Below are 14543 nucleotides of genomic sequence, written 5' to 3' on the forward strand. Positions count from 1 at the left end.
GCGCTCGCGCGATGCGCACGCTCGCAGTCGCCGCAATCTCCGCGCGTGCCATGGCCGAGGCGGCAGCGCACGATGGCTTCGACGTGGTCGCGCTCGACCTGTTCGGCGATGTCGACACGCGTCGCGCGGCCTCGCGCTGGCTGCCGATCGGCGCGCCTGGAAGCCTCCATATCGATGGCGTGCGGGTCTTGGCCGCATTGCGCGAGCTGGCGCGCGAACGTGAAGGCGGGGGGCCGGTCGTGGGATGGGTGGCGGGCAGCGGTTTCGAGGGGGAGCCCGCGTTGCTCGAACAGGGCGCGGCCGTACTGCCGCTGATCGGCACTGCAGCGGCCGCGGTGCGCCGCCTGCGCGATCCGGTGGTGTTCTTCGGCTTTCTCGCGGCCGAGCGCATGCCGCATCCGCAGGTGAGCTTCGAGCCTCCCGAGAATCCTGCAGGGTGGTTGATGAAGGATGCACATGGCTGCGGCGGCTGGCATGTTCGCCGCGCGCCCTGGCCGAAGGACGAGCGGCCCAGCGCGCACCGCTATTACCAGCGCGAGATGCCGGGGCTGCCGATGTCGGTCACCTTCATCGCCAATGGACGCGATGTCCATGTGCTCGGCTTCAACGAACTGAGCGTGCGCAGTTTCGGCGCGCGGCCTTTTGTTTTTTGCGGCGCGGTCGGCCCGGTCCCCGTAGCGGCCGACATGGCGCGCCGCGTCACGGCCATCGCGCTGGCGCTCACCGCGGAGTTCGAGCTCTGCGGCCTGTGCAGTCTCGATTTCATGCGCGACGGCGACGCCATCGGCGTGCTGGAAGTCAATCCGAGGCCGCCGGCGAGCATGAGCCTCTACCGTCGGCCGGCCGGCTCGCCGGGCCTGATGCAGGCGCACTTGCGCGCCTGCATGGACGGGGAGTTGCCGCCGGCAACGCCCTCGCATGCGCAAGATGTCGAAGGCATGGAGATCGTGTTCGCGCCGCGAGCCCTGCAGCTCGACGCGCCGGCAGCGCAGCGGCTCGCCGCATGGCCCGGCATCCGCGACCTCCCCGATGCCGGCCAGCGCTTCGGCATCGACGACCCCGTGTGCACCCTGACGGCGAGCGCAAGCAGCGCCCAGCAGGTTCGCACGCGCTTGAACGAAGGCCGCGAGCGGCTGCTGCAATCACTGGAGACCTTGGCATGAGCAACACTTCCTCGCCGGCGGCGGCCGCGGGCCTGAGCGTCAACCTGTTGGCGCAGCCATTGGTCGAACGCCTGCTGGCCGATGCCGATGCGCTGGGCCTGCATGTGCGCCGCGACGACACCGGGGTCCACATCGTCGATGCCGGCATCGAGGCGCGCGGCAGCGTGGCTGCCGGGCTGCGGATCGGCGAGATCTGCATGGGTGGACTGGGGCATGTGCACCTGCGCAGCGGCTGCAGCGCCGAAGGCTGGCCGACCTGGCTCGACGTGCGCAGTTCGCAGCCGGTACTGGCGTGCCTGGGCAGCCAGTACGCGGGCTGGAGCCTGTCGGCGACCAAGGAGGAGACCGGCGGCAAGAAGTTCTTCTCGCTCGGCTCCGGTCCGGCGCGCGCGCTGGCGGTCAAGGAAAAACTCTTCGCCGAGCTGGGCTACCGCGATCGCGCGGACTTCGGCGTGCTCGTGCTGGAAGTCGATCGCACGCCGCCGAAGATCGTGGTCGACAAGCTGCTGCGCGACTGCGACCTGCCCGCGCAGGCGCTGACGCTGATCCTCACGCCCACCACCAGTCTCGCGGGCACCACGCAGGTGGTGGCGCGCGTGCTCGAAGTGGCGCTGCACAAGGCGCACGAACTGGGCTATGCGCTGGCGGACATCGTCGATGGCGACGCCAGCGCTCCGCTGCCGTCGCCCAGCAGCGATGGCGTCGAGGCCATGGGGCGCACCAACGACGCGATCCTGTACGGCGGCCGCGTGCATCTGACAGTGCGCGGCGACGACGACGCGGCCCGCGCGCTGGCCCGTGCGCTGCCCTCGCGCAACTCGCGCGACTACGGGCGTTCGTTCGCGGAGATCTTCAAGGAGGTGGCGTACGACTTCTACAAGATCGATGGCGCGCTGTTCGCCCCGGCCGAGGTATGGGTCAGCAATCTCGACAGCGGCAACACCTGGCACGGCGGGGCGTCCGACATGGCGCTGCTGCAGCGCCTGTGGCTGCAGGAGGCCTGAAATGATGGATCGCATGCGCGGGGTGAGCCCATGACCATTCGCGTGGTCATCATGAGCGACGAGATCGGTTGGCACACGCGCCAGCTGCAAGCCGCGCTGCGCACGCGCGGCGCGGTAGGGCGCTGCGTCGACCTGGCGGCCTGCCAGATCGACACCACTGCGGCATGGCATGGCCTGGTCATTCCCGGCTACGGGCGCGAACTGCCCGACGCGGTCCTGGTCCGGGGCATTGCCGGCGGCAGTTTCGAGCAGGTCACGAAGCGCCTTGGCGTGCTGCACGCGCTGCGCGAGCTGGGCGTGCCGGTCTACAACGATGCCCGCGCGATCGAGCGCTCGGTGGACAAGTCGATGACCAGCCTGCTGCTGCATGCCGCGCGCATTCCGGCCCCCGCCACCTGGGCGACGGAATCGGCGGCCCAGGCCCGGCGCATTGCGATGCGCGAGACGGCTGCGGGCCATGCGCTGGTGCTCAAGCCCTTGTTCGGCTCGCAGGGCAAGGACCTGCAGCTGGTGGGCGAGGTCGACGGCGTGCATCACCCGATGCCCGACACCGACGCACGTTACGCGGGCTTGGCATATCTGCAGCGCTTCGTGCCGCCGGTGGCTGCGCCGGGCTTCGACTGGCGCGTGCTGGTGGTGGGCGGGCGCGCGCTGACCGCGATGCGGCGCGTGAGCGCGCACTGGGTCCACAACGTGGCCCAGGGTGCGCGCTGCGAGCCTGCCGAACTGGAGCAGCCGCTCGCGCAGCTGGCCGAACGCGCCGCGCTCGCGCTGGACATGGACTACGCGGGCGTGGACCTCATCGCAGCGGCGAGCGGGCCGCCGATCCAGGTGCTGGAAGTCAATGGCGTCGCTGCCTGGCAGGGGCTGCAGCGCGTGACGGCTTTCAACATCGCCGGGGCCATCGTCGACGACTTGCTGGACCGCAAGATGGCGCAGGCGCGCCGCCGCCTGGAGGAGGGCGTGGCTCCGGAGCGCCGCGCCTGATGAGCGCGCAGCAGGCGGCGATCGAAAGGGCCCGGGCCTGCTTCCTGCGGGCCTGCTGGCTCGACGTCGCGGTGCGCAAGCCGGGCAACGTCAGCCTCGTCTCTCCGGGGCACGGCATGCAGGCCTCGATGTTCATCGCCAGCGCGCAAGCGGCGGCGGGCGCGCTGTTCGAACCCGGCTTATGTGTGGGCGGGCGCATCGAGCGCGCCGTGGCCGCGACTTGGGCGGTCGCCGGATGCAACACCAACCTCGGCATCCTGCTGCTGGGCGCGCCGATCGCGCTGGCCATGGAGCGCCACCCCGGCGCCACGACCTGTGCGGCCTTGCATGCTGCGGTCGAGTCCGTGCTGGCCGCGCTCGACATCGATGATGCACGCGCGGCCTATCGCGCGATTGCGCGCGCGCGCCCTGGCGGCCTGGGAAATGCCCCGGCGGAGGATGTGCACGACGATCCGAGCATCGACCTGCGTGCTGCGATGGCGCTGGCTGCGGAGCGCGATCTCATCGCGCGGCAGTACCGCGACGGCTTTGCGGATCTGTTTGCACTGGCCTTCCAGGCGCCGGTCCACGGCATGACTTGCGGCGAAGGGCCGGTCGACGGCGAGGCGCCGCCCGATGCCGCCACTGTGGCTTCCGTCCAACGGCTTTACCTGGCTTGCCTGAGCGGCTTTGCGGATTCACACATTGTGCGAAATCACGGCGAGCGCGTGGCACAGACTGTCATGACGGCGGCGCAGGCCTGGCGTGAGCGCGAGCGCGCAGGCGCCGTGCTCGATGCCGAGCCCGACTTCGCCGGTTGGGATCTGTCACTGAAGGCCGCACGCATCAACCCGGGGACGAGCGCCGATTTCACGGTGGCGGCGCTGCTGCTTGCGGGCTGGATCGGCTCGTGCGCGACGCCCGCGCGCGAAGCAGCGAACGGATGGCACGGATCGTGATACCCATGACATTGCGCTGGTCATCCTGGCCGGTGTCGTAACGACCGTATCACCTTAGAGGAGACCCGAAACCATGGCAAAAATCGATCGACTGATGGTGGGCGAATCGCTCGTCGGCGAGGGCAATGAAGTCGCCCACATCGACCTGCTCATCGGCCCGCGCGGCAGCGCCGCTGAAACCGCCTTCGCCCACGCGTTGACCAACAACAAGGATGGCTTTACCTCGCTGCTCGCTGTGGTGGCCCCCAACCTGCTGACCAAGCCGGCGACCGTGATGTTCAACAAAGTGACCATCAAGGGCGCTAAGCAGGCGGTGCAGATGTTCGGACCGGCGCAGCGCGCGGTGGCGCTGGCGGTGGTCGACAGCGTCGAGGATGGCACCATCCCCATGGCCGAGGCGGACAACCTGTTCCTGTGCGTCGGCGTATTCATCCATTGGCTCGCCGACGACGACAAGAAGATCCAGGACTACAACTACCAGGCGACGCGCGAGGCGATCCAGCGCGCCGTTTCGGGCTCGCCCACAGCCGCCGAAGTGGTGGACAAGAAGGGCACGACTGCGCATCCGTTCGCGGCACACCTGTAGGCCACAAGCACTAACGAGAAGAAGCCGGCGCGTGAACCGGGCCGGCTTCTTTTCTTTCGCCTCGGAGCGAGGCGCGGCGCGCTCAGCGCTTGGCGGGCACCATGCCGCTGGCGAGAAAATTCAGCACCGTCGCGCTGTGAGCCGATCTCGACGTGCGGTACGTCGGCGCGTGGCGCTCGATCTGAACGCCGACCGATTGCACGTCGTCGAACTTGCGCGGCTTCACGACCTTGACGCGAACCCAGCTCGCGCGGAATTCGTCGATGAGAATGTCGGCGATGGCCTCGGCGAAAGCCTCGAGCAGTTGCAGCCGGTGTTCGACCAGGAGCCTGTGCAGGCGTTCGCGCACGACGCTGTAGTCGATCGTGTCGCCGATGCAGTCGGTGTCGCAGGCATGCGCGCGAGGCACGCCTGCGTACACGTCAATCAGGAGCGGCTGCGGGCGGTGCAGTTCGGACTCGTGGATGCCGATCACCGTCTCGCCATTGAAGCCCTCGATGAAGATCAGGTCCATCGGTGCCGTCGCATCGGCGGTGTCGGAGACCTGGGAGACATTGGAAGGGTGGTCGATGGAGGGACGCAGGCTGGTGTTCAAGTGATGTCTCCAGGTGAATTCGAATGTGTTTGAAAGTGTGTCCGCTGGCGAGTCGAGCCCCCCATGCGGGATTCATCAACGCAAAATGCAGGCCAGTGAACGGACCTGCTCCGGCGCTGCCCCGGCTCGGTGTTTCACCGGGTGCGCGGCATGCCGGCAAGCACAACAATGAGCCGACCAAGGAGACACGATGAAACGCGCCGGAGAACTCCAATGACATTGATGCCGCGGCAAGGTGATCGACACGCCGACCGTGTGCTCGATGTCGTGAGACGAGGATTTCACGAGGAGGGCAACGATCTGGTCACGCGCTCGTGGAGCCGCTGCCTGAATCAGTACCAGCTCGACCCAGGACGCGCGCGCGAGCCGGTGGTGATCGAGTCTGCGGCCTTGCAAAGCCGGCGCAACCAGCATGCTGACGTGATCGAATGCGCACGCTACGAGATGACCACGCTCTATCAGCAGCTCGCGGACCCCGAGTCCGCCGTGGTGCTGACCGATACCGACGGCGTGATCGTGCACATGGTGTCTTCGCCCGAGTTCGCTGCCGAGGTCGAGCCGATGGGCCTGCATGCCGGCGGCATGTGGGGCGAAGCCGAAGCCGGCACCAACGGCATGGGCACCTGCCTCGCGGCCGCGCATCCGATCTCCGTGCGGCGGGAAGAGCATTTCTTCAGCCAGTTCACGCAGCTGACTTGTTCGGCGGTGCCGGTGCTCGATCCGACCGGCGAGATCATCGCGGTGCTCGACGTGACCAGCCGCTCCAGCCTGATGCAGCAGCATGTGCTGGTCCTGCTGGGCATGACGGCGCGCATGATCGAGAACCGGCTCATCGACAAGCGTTTCTCGAATGCGCATCCGCTGCATTTCCACAGCCGGCCCGAATTCGTCTACACGCTGCACGAGGGCAAGCTCGCGGTCGGAGAGGACGGGCGCATTCTTGCGGCCAACCGCAGCGCCTTGTTCCAGCTCGGCCTGCAATCGATGGACGAGATTCGTTCCCAGCGCATCGATGACCTGTTCCAGACCTCGCTCGAAGACATCCTGCAGCGCAGCCTGTCCTCCTCCTTCCACCCGGTCGTGGCCTACCGCGCCAAGGCGGCGCTGCGCTTCTTCGCGGTGGCGCGCCGGCCGGCGTCGGACGCTGCCACGCCCGCGCGTGTGGCGGGCATGGGCATCGTGGCACTGGACGAGGCGCAGGGCGAAGGCTTTCGCGTGCCGTCGCGAGTGTCTGCCGGGCGTGGCGCGCCGATCATCCGCACCTTCAAGGACGCGCGGCTCGTGGCCCATCTGGACACCGCGCGGCGCGTGGTAGCGCGCCGCACCCCGGTGCTGTTGTGCGGCGAGACCGGTTCCGGCAAGGAGGTCTTCGCGCGAGCGATCCACGAGACCAGTCCGCATGCCGAGGGCGCCTTCGTTGCCGTCAACTGCGCAAGCCTGCCCGAAACCTTGATCGAATCCGAGCTCTTCGGCTACAAGGCCGGCGCCTTCACCGGCGCGCAGCGCAGCGGACGACGCGGCAAGATCCTGCAGGCCGATGGCGGCACGCTGTTTCTCGACGAGATCGCCGACATGCCGCTGGAGTTGCAGGCCCGCCTGCTGCGTGTGCTCGACGAGCGCCAGGTGACGCCGCTCGGCACCGAGGAAACCCATCCTGTGGACTTCCAGCTCGTGAGCGCGAGCCATCGCCATTTGCCGAGCCTGGTGCGCGAAGGCCGATTCCGTGAGGACCTCTATTACCGGCTGGCCGGCATCGAGCTGGACTTGCCGCCCTTGCGCGACCGCAGCGACAAGCGCGAGCTGATCCAGGCCGTGCTGGCGGACGAAGGCGGCAGTGCGTGCAGGCTGGGCGAAGAGGCCGAGCGCCTGCTGATGGCCCATCCATGGCCCGGCAACCTGCGGCAGCTGCGCCACGTGCTGCGCACCGCGGCCGCGCTGGCCGACGGCAAGACCATCACGAGGGAACACCTGCCTTCGCTCGCGGCGCGGCAGGCGCCGTCGTCCCTGCATGCCCATGCTGCGCTGCCGGCCGCCGAGCTGACGGGTGCCGAGGCGAACACGGCATCTGCCGACGCTGCGCCCACGGTCAAACTCAACCCGATTCAGGCCAACGAGCGGCAGGTACTGTTGCAGATGCTGGAGCAGCATCGTTGGAACGTGAGCAACGTCGCCAAGGCGCTCGATGTCAGCCGCAACACCTTGTACCGAAAACTCCACAAGCTCAACATCGAGATCTCCCCGCCGGACTGAGTCCGCGCATCCATCGGCCATGGCCAATCTGGGGCACTCCGATGCGGTCGCCATCGACCCGCGCGGCGCCGGCCTGGCTCTCGAAGCCGGCGAGCCGCAGCTGCCTGCAGCGCCGCCGCGTTCGCGCCTGGCCTGGTGCATCACCGGCTCCGGTCATTTCCTCGAGGAGTCGCTCGCGCTCGCGGCGCGGCTGCCGGCGGTGGACCTGTTCCTCTCGGCCGCTGCCGAGGAAGTGCTGCCGATCTACAAGCTGCACATCGAGACGCTGAAACCGCGCTTTCGCGTGTTCCGCGACAAGACGGCCAGCGGCGTGCCGGTGGGCATGCTCTACGACGACATCTATCACACCGTCGTGGTCGCGCCGGCGACCAGCAACACGGTGGCCAAGTGCGCGTTCGGCATCAGCGATACGCTGCCGACCAACATGTTCGCCCAGGCCGGCAAGCTCGGCATCCCTGGCATCGTGTTTGCATGCGATACGGAACCGGTGGTGGTCACCAAGTCGCCGCACGACTGGGTGACGCTGCGCCCGCGGCGCATCGAACTGGACAACGTGGAGCGGCTGCGCGGCATCGACTTCTGCCGGGTGGTCTCTTCACCGGCCGAACTCGAAGCTGTGCTCGATGCACGACTGAAGGAACTCTCTCTCGCATGGAACACATCGTCTTCCTGACCGGGCGCCTCGCCCAAGCCAGCCTCACGCGGGTGCTGGCCGGCATCGAGGCGGCCCCGTTCACATGGGAAGTGCGAGAGATCGGGCTGCAGGTGGCGGCGCTCATGACGGCCGACCTGATCCGCCGCCGCGTGGCGACGCCCGTGTTGAGCGAAGGCGAAGGCGAGAAGCGGCGTGCCGATCGCATCATCGTGCCGGGCCGCTGCCGTGGCGATGTCGAGGCCTTGAGTCTTCATTACGGCGTTCCGGTGGAGCGCGGTCCGCAGGAGTTGAAGGACTTGCCGCGCCACTTCAACCGGGCTGCGCAGCACATCGACCTGAACGAGTACCAGGTTGCGATCTTCGCCGAGATCGTCGATGCGCCGCGGCTGTCGGTGGCGCAGATCATCGAGCGGGCGCAGCGGTTGGCTGCAGACGGCGCCAACGTCATCGACCTCGGTTGCCTGCCCGAGACGCGCTTCGATCATCTGGCCGAGAGCGTGCAGGCGCTGAAGGCCGCCGGCTTCCAGGTCAGCGTCGATTCGAGCGATTCACAGGAACTGCTGCGCGGCGGCAAGGCCGGCGCCGACTATTTGCTGAGCCTCACGCTGGACAGCCTGTGGATCGCCGACGAGGTCGCCGCGACGCCGGTGCTGATCCCGCGCGTTCCGGCCGACGAGGAGTCGCTGTACGAAGCGGTGGTGCAGATGCAGCGCCGCGGGCGCGCCTTCCTGGCGGATTCGATCCTCGATCCGATACCGTTCGGGCTGACTGCCTCGATCGTGCGCTACCACCGGCTGCGCGCGCGTTTTCCCGACGCGCCGATCATGCTCGGCGTCGGCAACCTGACCGAGCTCACCGAGGCCGACACGAGCGGCATCAATGCCGTGCTGTTCGGCATCGCCGCCGAACTGAACGTTGCCGCTGTCCTGACGACCCAGGTCAGTCAGCATGCGCGCCGCGCGGTGTGCGAGGCCGACTGGGCGCGCCGCATCATGCATGCGGCGGCTCAGCACGGCACCTTGCCCAAGGGCATGAGCGACGCGCTGATGACGGTGCATGCCAAGCATCCGTTTCCCGACACGCCGGAAGAAATCGGCGAGATCGCCGCGCAGGTGCGCGACCCGAACTTCCGCGTGCAGATCTCGCCCCTCGGCCTGCACGTGTACAACCGCGACGGCATGCGCCTGGGGCAGGGCGCCTTCGAACTCTGGCCGCAGCTCAAGCTGGAAGACGATGCGGACCATGCCTTCTACATGGGTGTCGAGCTGGCGCGCGCGGAGATCGCCTGGCAGCTGGGCAAGCGCTACGTGCAGGACCAGCCGCTGGACTGGGGCTGCGCCGCGCCGCGGGCCACCGAAGACCTGGCGCGCTGGTGCGCGCCGGGAAGCACCATGAAGGCGCCGACAAACAATGCGGCCGAGCCCGGGCCATGAGCACTCCCATGAACGACCAGATCTTCGAAGCCGTGGTGACTACCGTGGCGCCCGGCGGGCAGGCGCATGTGGCGCCGATGGGAGTTCGGTACCAGGAAGGCGGCATCGTGCTGATGCCGTTCAAGCCCTCCACCACGCACGACAACATCGTGGCCACCGGCCGTGCGGTGCTCAACATCGTGTGCGACACCCGCGTGTTCGCCGGCTGCGTGACCGGCCGCAAGCTCTGGCCCACGCATGCGGCCGAACGCATCGACGGCGTGCGGCTGGCCTGTGCGCTGCGCCACGTCGAACTGGAGCTGGCCGAGCGCCGCGACGACGCGCAGCGGCCGGTGTTGCGCATGATGTCCGTGCACGAGGCCACGCACGCACCCTTCGCCGGCTTCAACCGCGCCCAGGCCGCGGTGATTGAAGGGGCCGTGCTGGTCAGCCGCCTGCATATGCTGGCACCCGAGAAAGTGGAAACCGAAATGAGCTATCTGCAGATCGCGATCGACAAGACTGCGGGACCCGAGGAGCGCGAAGCGTGGGAATGGCTGCGCGCCGCGGTCGCGCAGCACCATGCCCGCGCGCAGGAGCGGACATCATGACGCGCATGCTCGTGAGTGTCCGCAGCGTGCAGGAGGCCCTGCTCGCGGCACGCGGCGGGGCCGACTTCATCGACCTGAAGGAGCCCGGCGAGGGCGCATTGGGCGGCTTGCCGGTGGCGACGATCGCCGCCATCGTGAGTGCATTGCGAGCGCACGACATCGCACGGCCCGTGAGCGCGACCATCGGCGACCTGCCGATGCACGCGCTGCCTCGCATCCGGGCCCAGGTCGAGGCCGTCGGCGCCTGCGGCGTCGACTACGTCAAGGTCGGCATCGAGCGGGGGCCGGAGGCGTTCGCCGTGCTCGACGCGCTGGCGGCCTGCGACTGGCCGGTGGTGCCGGTCTTCGTTGCCGACCGCGGCCTGGATGCGGCGCTGGTCGCGCATGCCTGTGGGCTCGAGTTTCCGGCGCTCATGGCCGACACCGCCGACAAGCAGGCCGGCAGCCTGTTCGATGCGGTCCCGATGGCGGACCTGCGCCACTTTCTGGCGCTGGTGCGCGCCTCGGGCCGGCTGGTCGGGCTGGCGGGCGCGCTGCGCACGACGCATATTCCCTTGCTGCAGGCGCTGGCGCCCGATTTCGCGGGCTTTCGCAGTGCCGTTTGCGTTGGCGACCGCAAGACGGCGCTGTGCCCGCAGCGGCTGGCGGCGCTGGCCGCGCTGCTGCACGGGCAGGCCGTCGACGAGCCCATGCCCGCTTGATCTTCTCCTGCGCCGGCGCTCAGCGCGCAGCGTAGGTGGCTTCGCCCAGCAGCAGCGCGCGCATGGTCGCCACCTGGCTCTTGTGAAGCAAGGTGATCGGGAAGGCTGCGTCGTCGGACAGCTCGGCAAACTGCGGGTCGACCACACCGGTATCACCCAGCTCGGCCAGTGTCAGCCCCGGGTCGATGGCGCAGGACTTGACCATCACCAGCTGCTCGGCGTTGAGGTGCTTCGCCAGGTCCAGCGCGATGGTGTCGGAGGTGGCGTCCCAGCCGGTGCGTGCGTCCGGCTGGTCGCGCCGCAGCTCGAGGGGCAGCCACAGCGCGGTCTTTCCCTGGTGCAGCAGATCGGGGATGTCGGTCCTGCGCGCGGCCAGTTGCAGTGTGGGATTCAGCGCGTGCAACTGGTAGGCGGTCTGCGCCATCGCCAGCACCGCCATGTTGTGGGCGGCCAGGTCATCGAACTGCCAGTGCGCCTGGACGCGTCGCACTTCGTCGGCGAAGCTGCCGCCGCCGCAGACGATCGTCACGCGGCCGCCGCCGATCTGCGTGAGCAGATCCAGCCACTCCAGCAGCACCGGGTCGGCACAGAGGCTGCCGCCGATCTTGACGACCCACATCAGTCGTGCTCCCGTTCGAACAGCGCCGCCACCGCGACACTCGGAGCGCACACTTGCGCCCAGCCTGCGGTGCCCGCCGCCGCCTGGCGGGCCACCTTGGCTACATCGCTGCCATAGGCGGCGCGCCGTCGCGGGGCCGCTTCGGCGGCTGCGGCTGCGAGCTCGGGCACCAGGAAGGCGCCGCAGCCCGCGCTGACGATCACGGCTTCACGGGAGAGCGCATGCGCGGCCAGCACGCGGCGCAACTGCGCGGCCAGTGCTTCGAGCTGGGCGCTGCGCCAGGCCCGTGCCAGATCGAGCCATTCATCGGCGGCGGCATCGCGTTCGTCCAGTCCCACCATGCGTGCGAGACGCTGGCGCGTCGCCGGCAGGCTCTTGGCGGCGTTATCGGCGCTCGGGTGCAGGTCGTGCGCCGGATCCAGCTCGCCGCTGAGCCGGTAGACGTCGGCGGTCGTGGCGAAGAATTCGTTCATCACATGGCGCGCATGGCCGCGCCATGTGATGCGCTGGGTCAGTGCGCACAGGGGTGTGCGCACCACGCCGTGGTAGGCCAACTCGCCGCTCACCAGGCGTTCGGCGTCGCTGCGGCCCGCGGTCAGCACGCGCGCGTTGCCGAACGCGATCAGGTCGGTGGTCGTGCTGCCGATGTCGACCAGCACGCCCTCCGGCAGCGTGAGCGCGGCATGCCGCGCCGTCGCGAGCCAGTTGGCCGAGGCAACGCACTCCCATTGCCTGGCAACCTCCGCGGCGGCGCACCAGCCGGCATCGCCGGCAAAGAAATGCAGCGCGCTCGGCGGAACCGGCAGCGCGGCCGCCAGCGTGGCGGCAATGCTTCGAACGCCGTCCTCGCGGTCGGGGAACAGATCGACCATCTCGCCCGTCATGGTCACGGCATGCTGCGCGGCCTCGAGCGCGGGCCAGCGCGTGCGCGCGGCTTGCAATGCGCGCACCAGATGGTCCAGGCCCTGCCAGAGAGGGCACCCCCATTGCGCCACGTCGACGACCTCGCCGCCTTGCAGCAGGCAGGCCTTGACGTGTGCGCCGCCGATGTCCCACCCGATGGTGGTGCGTTCAGACGTGGGCACGCGCAAGTTCCCGATCCTGGGTGTCGCCGTGCAAGCGGCTCGCCACCAGTTCAGCCGCCAGGTTGCGGCCCAGGGCCGCCGAGAGCCCGACATAGGCGCAGGTGACGCGTGGATTGACCTCGATCACCACCGGCCCGCGCTGCGGATGCCAGACCAGGTCGATGCCGGCGAAACCGCGCAGGCCCGGGATGGCGCGCGCCACCTGCATGGCCAAGGCGGCCAGGGGACGCGTGCGCGGATCGTCGCGGCCCAGCGCATCGACCGTCACGCCTTCGAAGGAAAGTCTGCCTTGCGCATCGAGCGCGATGCGCTGGCGGTTGACGCTCAGCATCTCGGCATTCTGCTCTGTGCACAGCAGCGACAGGCTCAGGGCCTCGCCTTCGACCCAGGGCTCGAGCGTGACGGCCGCGCCGGCCTGCGCGCGCCGGGCCTGGTCCTCGAGCGCAGCCGCGCGGCGGGTGTGCACGTGGGTGGCCACGCCGCCCGCGCCGTCGTCGGGCTTGACCACCCAGCGCTCGACCTCGGGCGCATGCTCGAAGGCCAGTGGTGTCGTCACGCCGTGCGCGGCCAGGTGCACGAGCGTGGCGTGTTTGCCGGCGGTGAGTTCGATGGCTTCGGCGCTGCAGCCCAGCCAGCGCGCATCGCCCACGATGCGCTGGAAGCGCGCCAGCAGGCCGTCCGTCTCGGGCGCGACCAGCCAGACCATGTCGTGCAGCGCACTCTGCCGCGCCACGAAGGCGAAGGCCGATTCGCCCGCGAGCGGACGCAGTGGCGCGGCGCGGGCGGGCAGGGTGTCCACGGGGACGCAGGTGGCCGCCGACACGGAACAATCGCGAACGCGCATCAGGTCTGCGACCATGGCATCGCGCATCGACAGCCCCAGCGGCAGCAGCTCGTCGGCCGCCGCGTCATCGCCGTAGTCGGTCCAGCCTCCGCCGCTGAGATACTCGTAAACAAACACGCGTGTCGTCATTTCCATCCTCCTTCCGGGTGCTTACCCATGATCTCCGAATTGAACCTGATCCCCGTCATCGACCTGCTGCAAGGCCAGGTGGTGCGTGCCGTGCGCGGCGACCGGCAAGCGTACCGGCCGATCGTGTCGGCGCTGTGCTCCAGCAGCGATCCGGTGACGGTGGCGCGCATCCTGTGCGATCACTGTGCGGCGCGGCAGTTGTACGTGGCCGACCTCGATGCCTTGCAGGGCCGGGCCACGCAGATTGCGGTGCTGGTCGATCTGCTGCAGGCGCTGCCCGAGATCGAGCTCTGGCTGGACGCGGGCTTGGCGGATGCATCGGCCGGCCAGGCATTGCGCCGCCAGCTGGCACCGTTCGCCTCGCGCATCGTGTTCGTGTATGGCAGCGAATCCCTGCGTTCGCGCGAGGCGTTGGCGCGCTGCTTCGGCAACGGCGCCGGTGAAGACGAAGTCCGGGCCGCGCTGTCGCTGGACCGGCGCGACGGCCAGCGCCTCGACGCCGCCGGCTGCTGGGACGCGGTGGAGTTGTGGCCGCAGCGGCTGATCGTGATGACGCTCGAGCGCGTCGGCTCCGGCGCCGGGCCGGACCTGGATACCTTGCAGGAGGTGCGCCGCCTGGCGCCGCGCGCCATGCTGATCGGTGCGGGCGGCATCCGCAGCGAGGACGACCTGGCGCGCGCCAGCGCGGCGGGCGCCGATGCCTGGCTCGTGGCCAGCGCGCTGCACGACCTGCAGCTGCCGCGGTTGCGGCGCTGAACCGAGGACGCCCGGCGGGAGGAAGGTTCGAGGGCATGCCATCAGCGCCCTGCACACACGAACCGTGCCATCCCGCGAGCGGCTCGCGCGCCCTGCCATCGGCGCTTGCCGGCGCGCATTGACCGCCCGAAAGCGCAACACTCTGTCTCATAACGGGTGTGTCAGCCGGGCTTCGGCCAGGCACGGCTCGCCTGGCGGGTGAATGGCA

The 14543-nt window shown here is 69.1% G+C and carries 15 protein-coding genes; 11 read left to right on the forward strand and 4 right to left on the reverse strand.

Annotation, left to right across the window (positions count from 1 at the left end):
* Positions 1–11 precede the first annotated feature (11 nt).
* The 5 genes from ACSQ9I_RS14775 (at position 12) to fae (ending at position 4678) form a co-directional block, all read left to right on the forward strand.
* The gene (locus ACSQ9I_RS14775; protein WP_436313607.1) at positions 12–1163 is read left to right on the forward strand and encodes an ATP-grasp domain-containing protein; all 1152 of its coding nucleotides are present in this window, start codon (positions 12–14) and stop codon (positions 1161–1163) included.
* Entirely contained in the window at positions 1160–2167 is a 1008-nt protein-coding gene (mch, locus tag ACSQ9I_RS14780; RefSeq protein WP_436313608.1) for a methenyltetrahydromethanopterin cyclohydrolase, read from the forward strand. Before ACSQ9I_RS14775 ends, mch begins: the two co-directional genes overlap by 4 nt.
* A 30-nt stretch (positions 2168–2197) precedes the next feature.
* Positions 2198–3154 (forward strand): ATP-grasp domain-containing protein, encoded by a 957-nt coding sequence (locus ACSQ9I_RS14785; protein WP_093111688.1) that lies wholly within the window; start codon positions 2198–2200, stop codon positions 3152–3154.
* A complete protein-coding gene (locus ACSQ9I_RS14790; RefSeq protein ID WP_436313609.1) occupies positions 3154–4092 on the forward strand; it encodes a triphosphoribosyl-dephospho-CoA synthase in 939 nt (312 codons plus the stop codon). The genes ACSQ9I_RS14785 and ACSQ9I_RS14790 overlap by 1 nt, the downstream gene beginning before the upstream one ends.
* A gap of 73 nt (positions 4093–4165) precedes the next feature.
* Positions 4166–4678 carry a formaldehyde-activating enzyme gene (gene fae / locus ACSQ9I_RS14795; RefSeq protein ID WP_093111692.1) on the forward strand — a complete coding sequence of 171 codons (513 nt, stop codon included), beginning with the start codon at positions 4166–4168 and terminating at the stop codon, positions 4676–4678.
* 82 nt (positions 4679–4760) lie between these two features.
* Here the strand turns inward: fae and ACSQ9I_RS14800 are convergent, their stop codons facing one another.
* A complete protein-coding gene (locus tag ACSQ9I_RS14800) occupies positions 4761–5192 on the reverse strand; it encodes a dihydroneopterin aldolase (RefSeq protein WP_436315757.1) in 432 nt (143 codons plus the stop codon).
* A gap of 294 nt (positions 5193–5486) precedes the next feature.
* Here ACSQ9I_RS14800 and ACSQ9I_RS14805 point away from each other — a divergent pair, with 294 nt between their 5' ends.
* The 5 genes from ACSQ9I_RS14805 to ACSQ9I_RS14825 are packed head-to-tail and all read left to right on the forward strand — an operon-like array spanning position 5487 to position 10902.
* Positions 5487–7523 (forward strand): sigma-54-dependent Fis family transcriptional regulator, encoded by a 2037-nt coding sequence (locus ACSQ9I_RS14805; RefSeq protein ID WP_436313610.1) that lies wholly within the window; start codon positions 5487–5489, stop codon positions 7521–7523.
* 19 nt (positions 7524–7542) lie between these two features.
* Positions 7543–8196, forward strand: a complete 654-nt coding sequence (locus ACSQ9I_RS14810) for a flavoprotein (RefSeq protein WP_436313611.1) — start codon at positions 7543–7545, stop codon at positions 8194–8196.
* A complete protein-coding gene (locus tag ACSQ9I_RS14815) occupies positions 8175–9611 on the forward strand; it encodes a DUF6513 domain-containing protein (protein WP_436290392.1) in 1437 nt (478 codons plus the stop codon). Before ACSQ9I_RS14810 ends, ACSQ9I_RS14815 begins: the two co-directional genes overlap by 22 nt.
* A gap of 8 nt (positions 9612–9619) precedes the next feature.
* On the forward strand, positions 9620–10201 hold the full coding sequence (locus ACSQ9I_RS14820) for a DUF447 domain-containing protein (protein ID WP_436313612.1): 582 nt from the start codon (positions 9620–9622) through the stop codon (positions 10199–10201).
* Complete coding sequence (locus tag ACSQ9I_RS14825; RefSeq protein WP_436290391.1) at positions 10198–10902, forward strand: (5-formylfuran-3-yl)methyl phosphate synthase; 705 nt, start codon at positions 10198–10200, stop codon at positions 10900–10902. Before ACSQ9I_RS14820 ends, ACSQ9I_RS14825 begins: the two co-directional genes overlap by 4 nt.
* Before the next feature lie 19 nt (positions 10903–10921).
* Here ACSQ9I_RS14825 and ACSQ9I_RS14830 read toward each other — a convergent pair whose 3' ends face one another.
* From ACSQ9I_RS14830 to ACSQ9I_RS14840, 3 genes are read right to left on the reverse strand one after another with little or no spacing between them, the layout of a single operon-like run.
* The gene (locus ACSQ9I_RS14830) at positions 10922–11521 is read right to left on the reverse strand and encodes an amino acid kinase family protein (protein WP_093111702.1); all 600 of its coding nucleotides are present in this window, start codon (positions 11519–11521) and stop codon (positions 10922–10924) included.
* Positions 11521–12606, reverse strand: a complete 1086-nt coding sequence (locus ACSQ9I_RS14835) for a hydantoinase/oxoprolinase family protein (protein ID WP_436313613.1) — start codon at positions 12604–12606, stop codon at positions 11521–11523. Before ACSQ9I_RS14835 ends, ACSQ9I_RS14830 begins: the two co-directional genes overlap by 1 nt.
* A complete protein-coding gene (locus ACSQ9I_RS14840) occupies positions 12593–13579 on the reverse strand; it encodes an ATP-grasp domain-containing protein (protein WP_436313614.1) in 987 nt (328 codons plus the stop codon). The genes ACSQ9I_RS14835 and ACSQ9I_RS14840 overlap by 14 nt, the downstream gene beginning before the upstream one ends.
* Positions 13580–13606: 27 nt before the next feature.
* Here ACSQ9I_RS14840 and ACSQ9I_RS14845 point away from each other — a divergent pair, with 27 nt between their 5' ends.
* On the forward strand, positions 13607–14335 hold the full coding sequence (locus ACSQ9I_RS14845; RefSeq protein ID WP_436313615.1) for a HisA/HisF-related TIM barrel protein: 729 nt from the start codon (positions 13607–13609) through the stop codon (positions 14333–14335).
* The last annotated feature ends 208 nt before the right edge of the window (positions 14336–14543 follow it).

Origin of the sequence: Variovorax sp. LjRoot84, assembly GCF_964254305.1 — a bacterium.
GTDB lineage: Bacteria > Pseudomonadota > Gammaproteobacteria > Burkholderiales > Burkholderiaceae_C > Variovorax.

Bases quoted from the DNA above. Each gene is read 5' to 3' on its own strand.
- ACSQ9I_RS14810 (WP_436313611.1), top strand. From the start codon at position 7,543: ATGGCCAATCTGGGGCACTCCGATGCGGTCGCCATCGACCCGCGCGGC.
- ACSQ9I_RS14805 (WP_436313610.1), top strand. From the start codon at position 5,487: ATGACATTGATGCCGCGGCAAGGTGATCGACACGCCGACCGTGTGCTC.
- ACSQ9I_RS14815 (WP_436290392.1), top strand. From the start codon at position 8,175: ATGGAACACATCGTCTTCCTGACCGGGCGCCTCGCCCAAGCCAGCCTC.
- fae (WP_093111692.1), top strand. From the start codon at position 4,166: ATGGCAAAAATCGATCGACTGATGGTGGGCGAATCGCTCGTCGGCGAG.
- ACSQ9I_RS14845 (WP_436313615.1), top strand. From the start codon at position 13,607: ATGATCTCCGAATTGAACCTGATCCCCGTCATCGACCTGCTGCAAGGC.
- ACSQ9I_RS14800 (WP_436315757.1), bottom strand. From the start codon at position 5,192: ATGGACCTGATCTTCATCGAGGGCTTCAATGGCGAGACGGTGATCGGC.
- ACSQ9I_RS14825 (WP_436290391.1), top strand. From the start codon at position 10,198: ATGACGCGCATGCTCGTGAGTGTCCGCAGCGTGCAGGAGGCCCTGCTC.
- ACSQ9I_RS14785 (WP_093111688.1), top strand. From the start codon at position 2,198: ATGACCATTCGCGTGGTCATCATGAGCGACGAGATCGGTTGGCACACG.
- ACSQ9I_RS14790 (WP_436313609.1), top strand. From the start codon at position 3,154: ATGAGCGCGCAGCAGGCGGCGATCGAAAGGGCCCGGGCCTGCTTCCTG.
- ACSQ9I_RS14775 (WP_436313607.1), top strand. From the start codon at position 12: ATGCGCACGCTCGCAGTCGCCGCAATCTCCGCGCGTGCCATGGCCGAG.
- ACSQ9I_RS14830 (WP_093111702.1), bottom strand. From the start codon at position 11,521: ATGTGGGTCGTCAAGATCGGCGGCAGCCTCTGTGCCGACCCGGTGCTG.
- ACSQ9I_RS14820 (WP_436313612.1), top strand. From the start codon at position 9,620: ATGAACGACCAGATCTTCGAAGCCGTGGTGACTACCGTGGCGCCCGGC.
- mch (WP_436313608.1), top strand. From the start codon at position 1,160: ATGAGCAACACTTCCTCGCCGGCGGCGGCCGCGGGCCTGAGCGTCAAC.
- ACSQ9I_RS14840 (WP_436313614.1), bottom strand. From the start codon at position 13,579: ATGACGACACGCGTGTTTGTTTACGAGTATCTCAGCGGCGGAGGCTGG.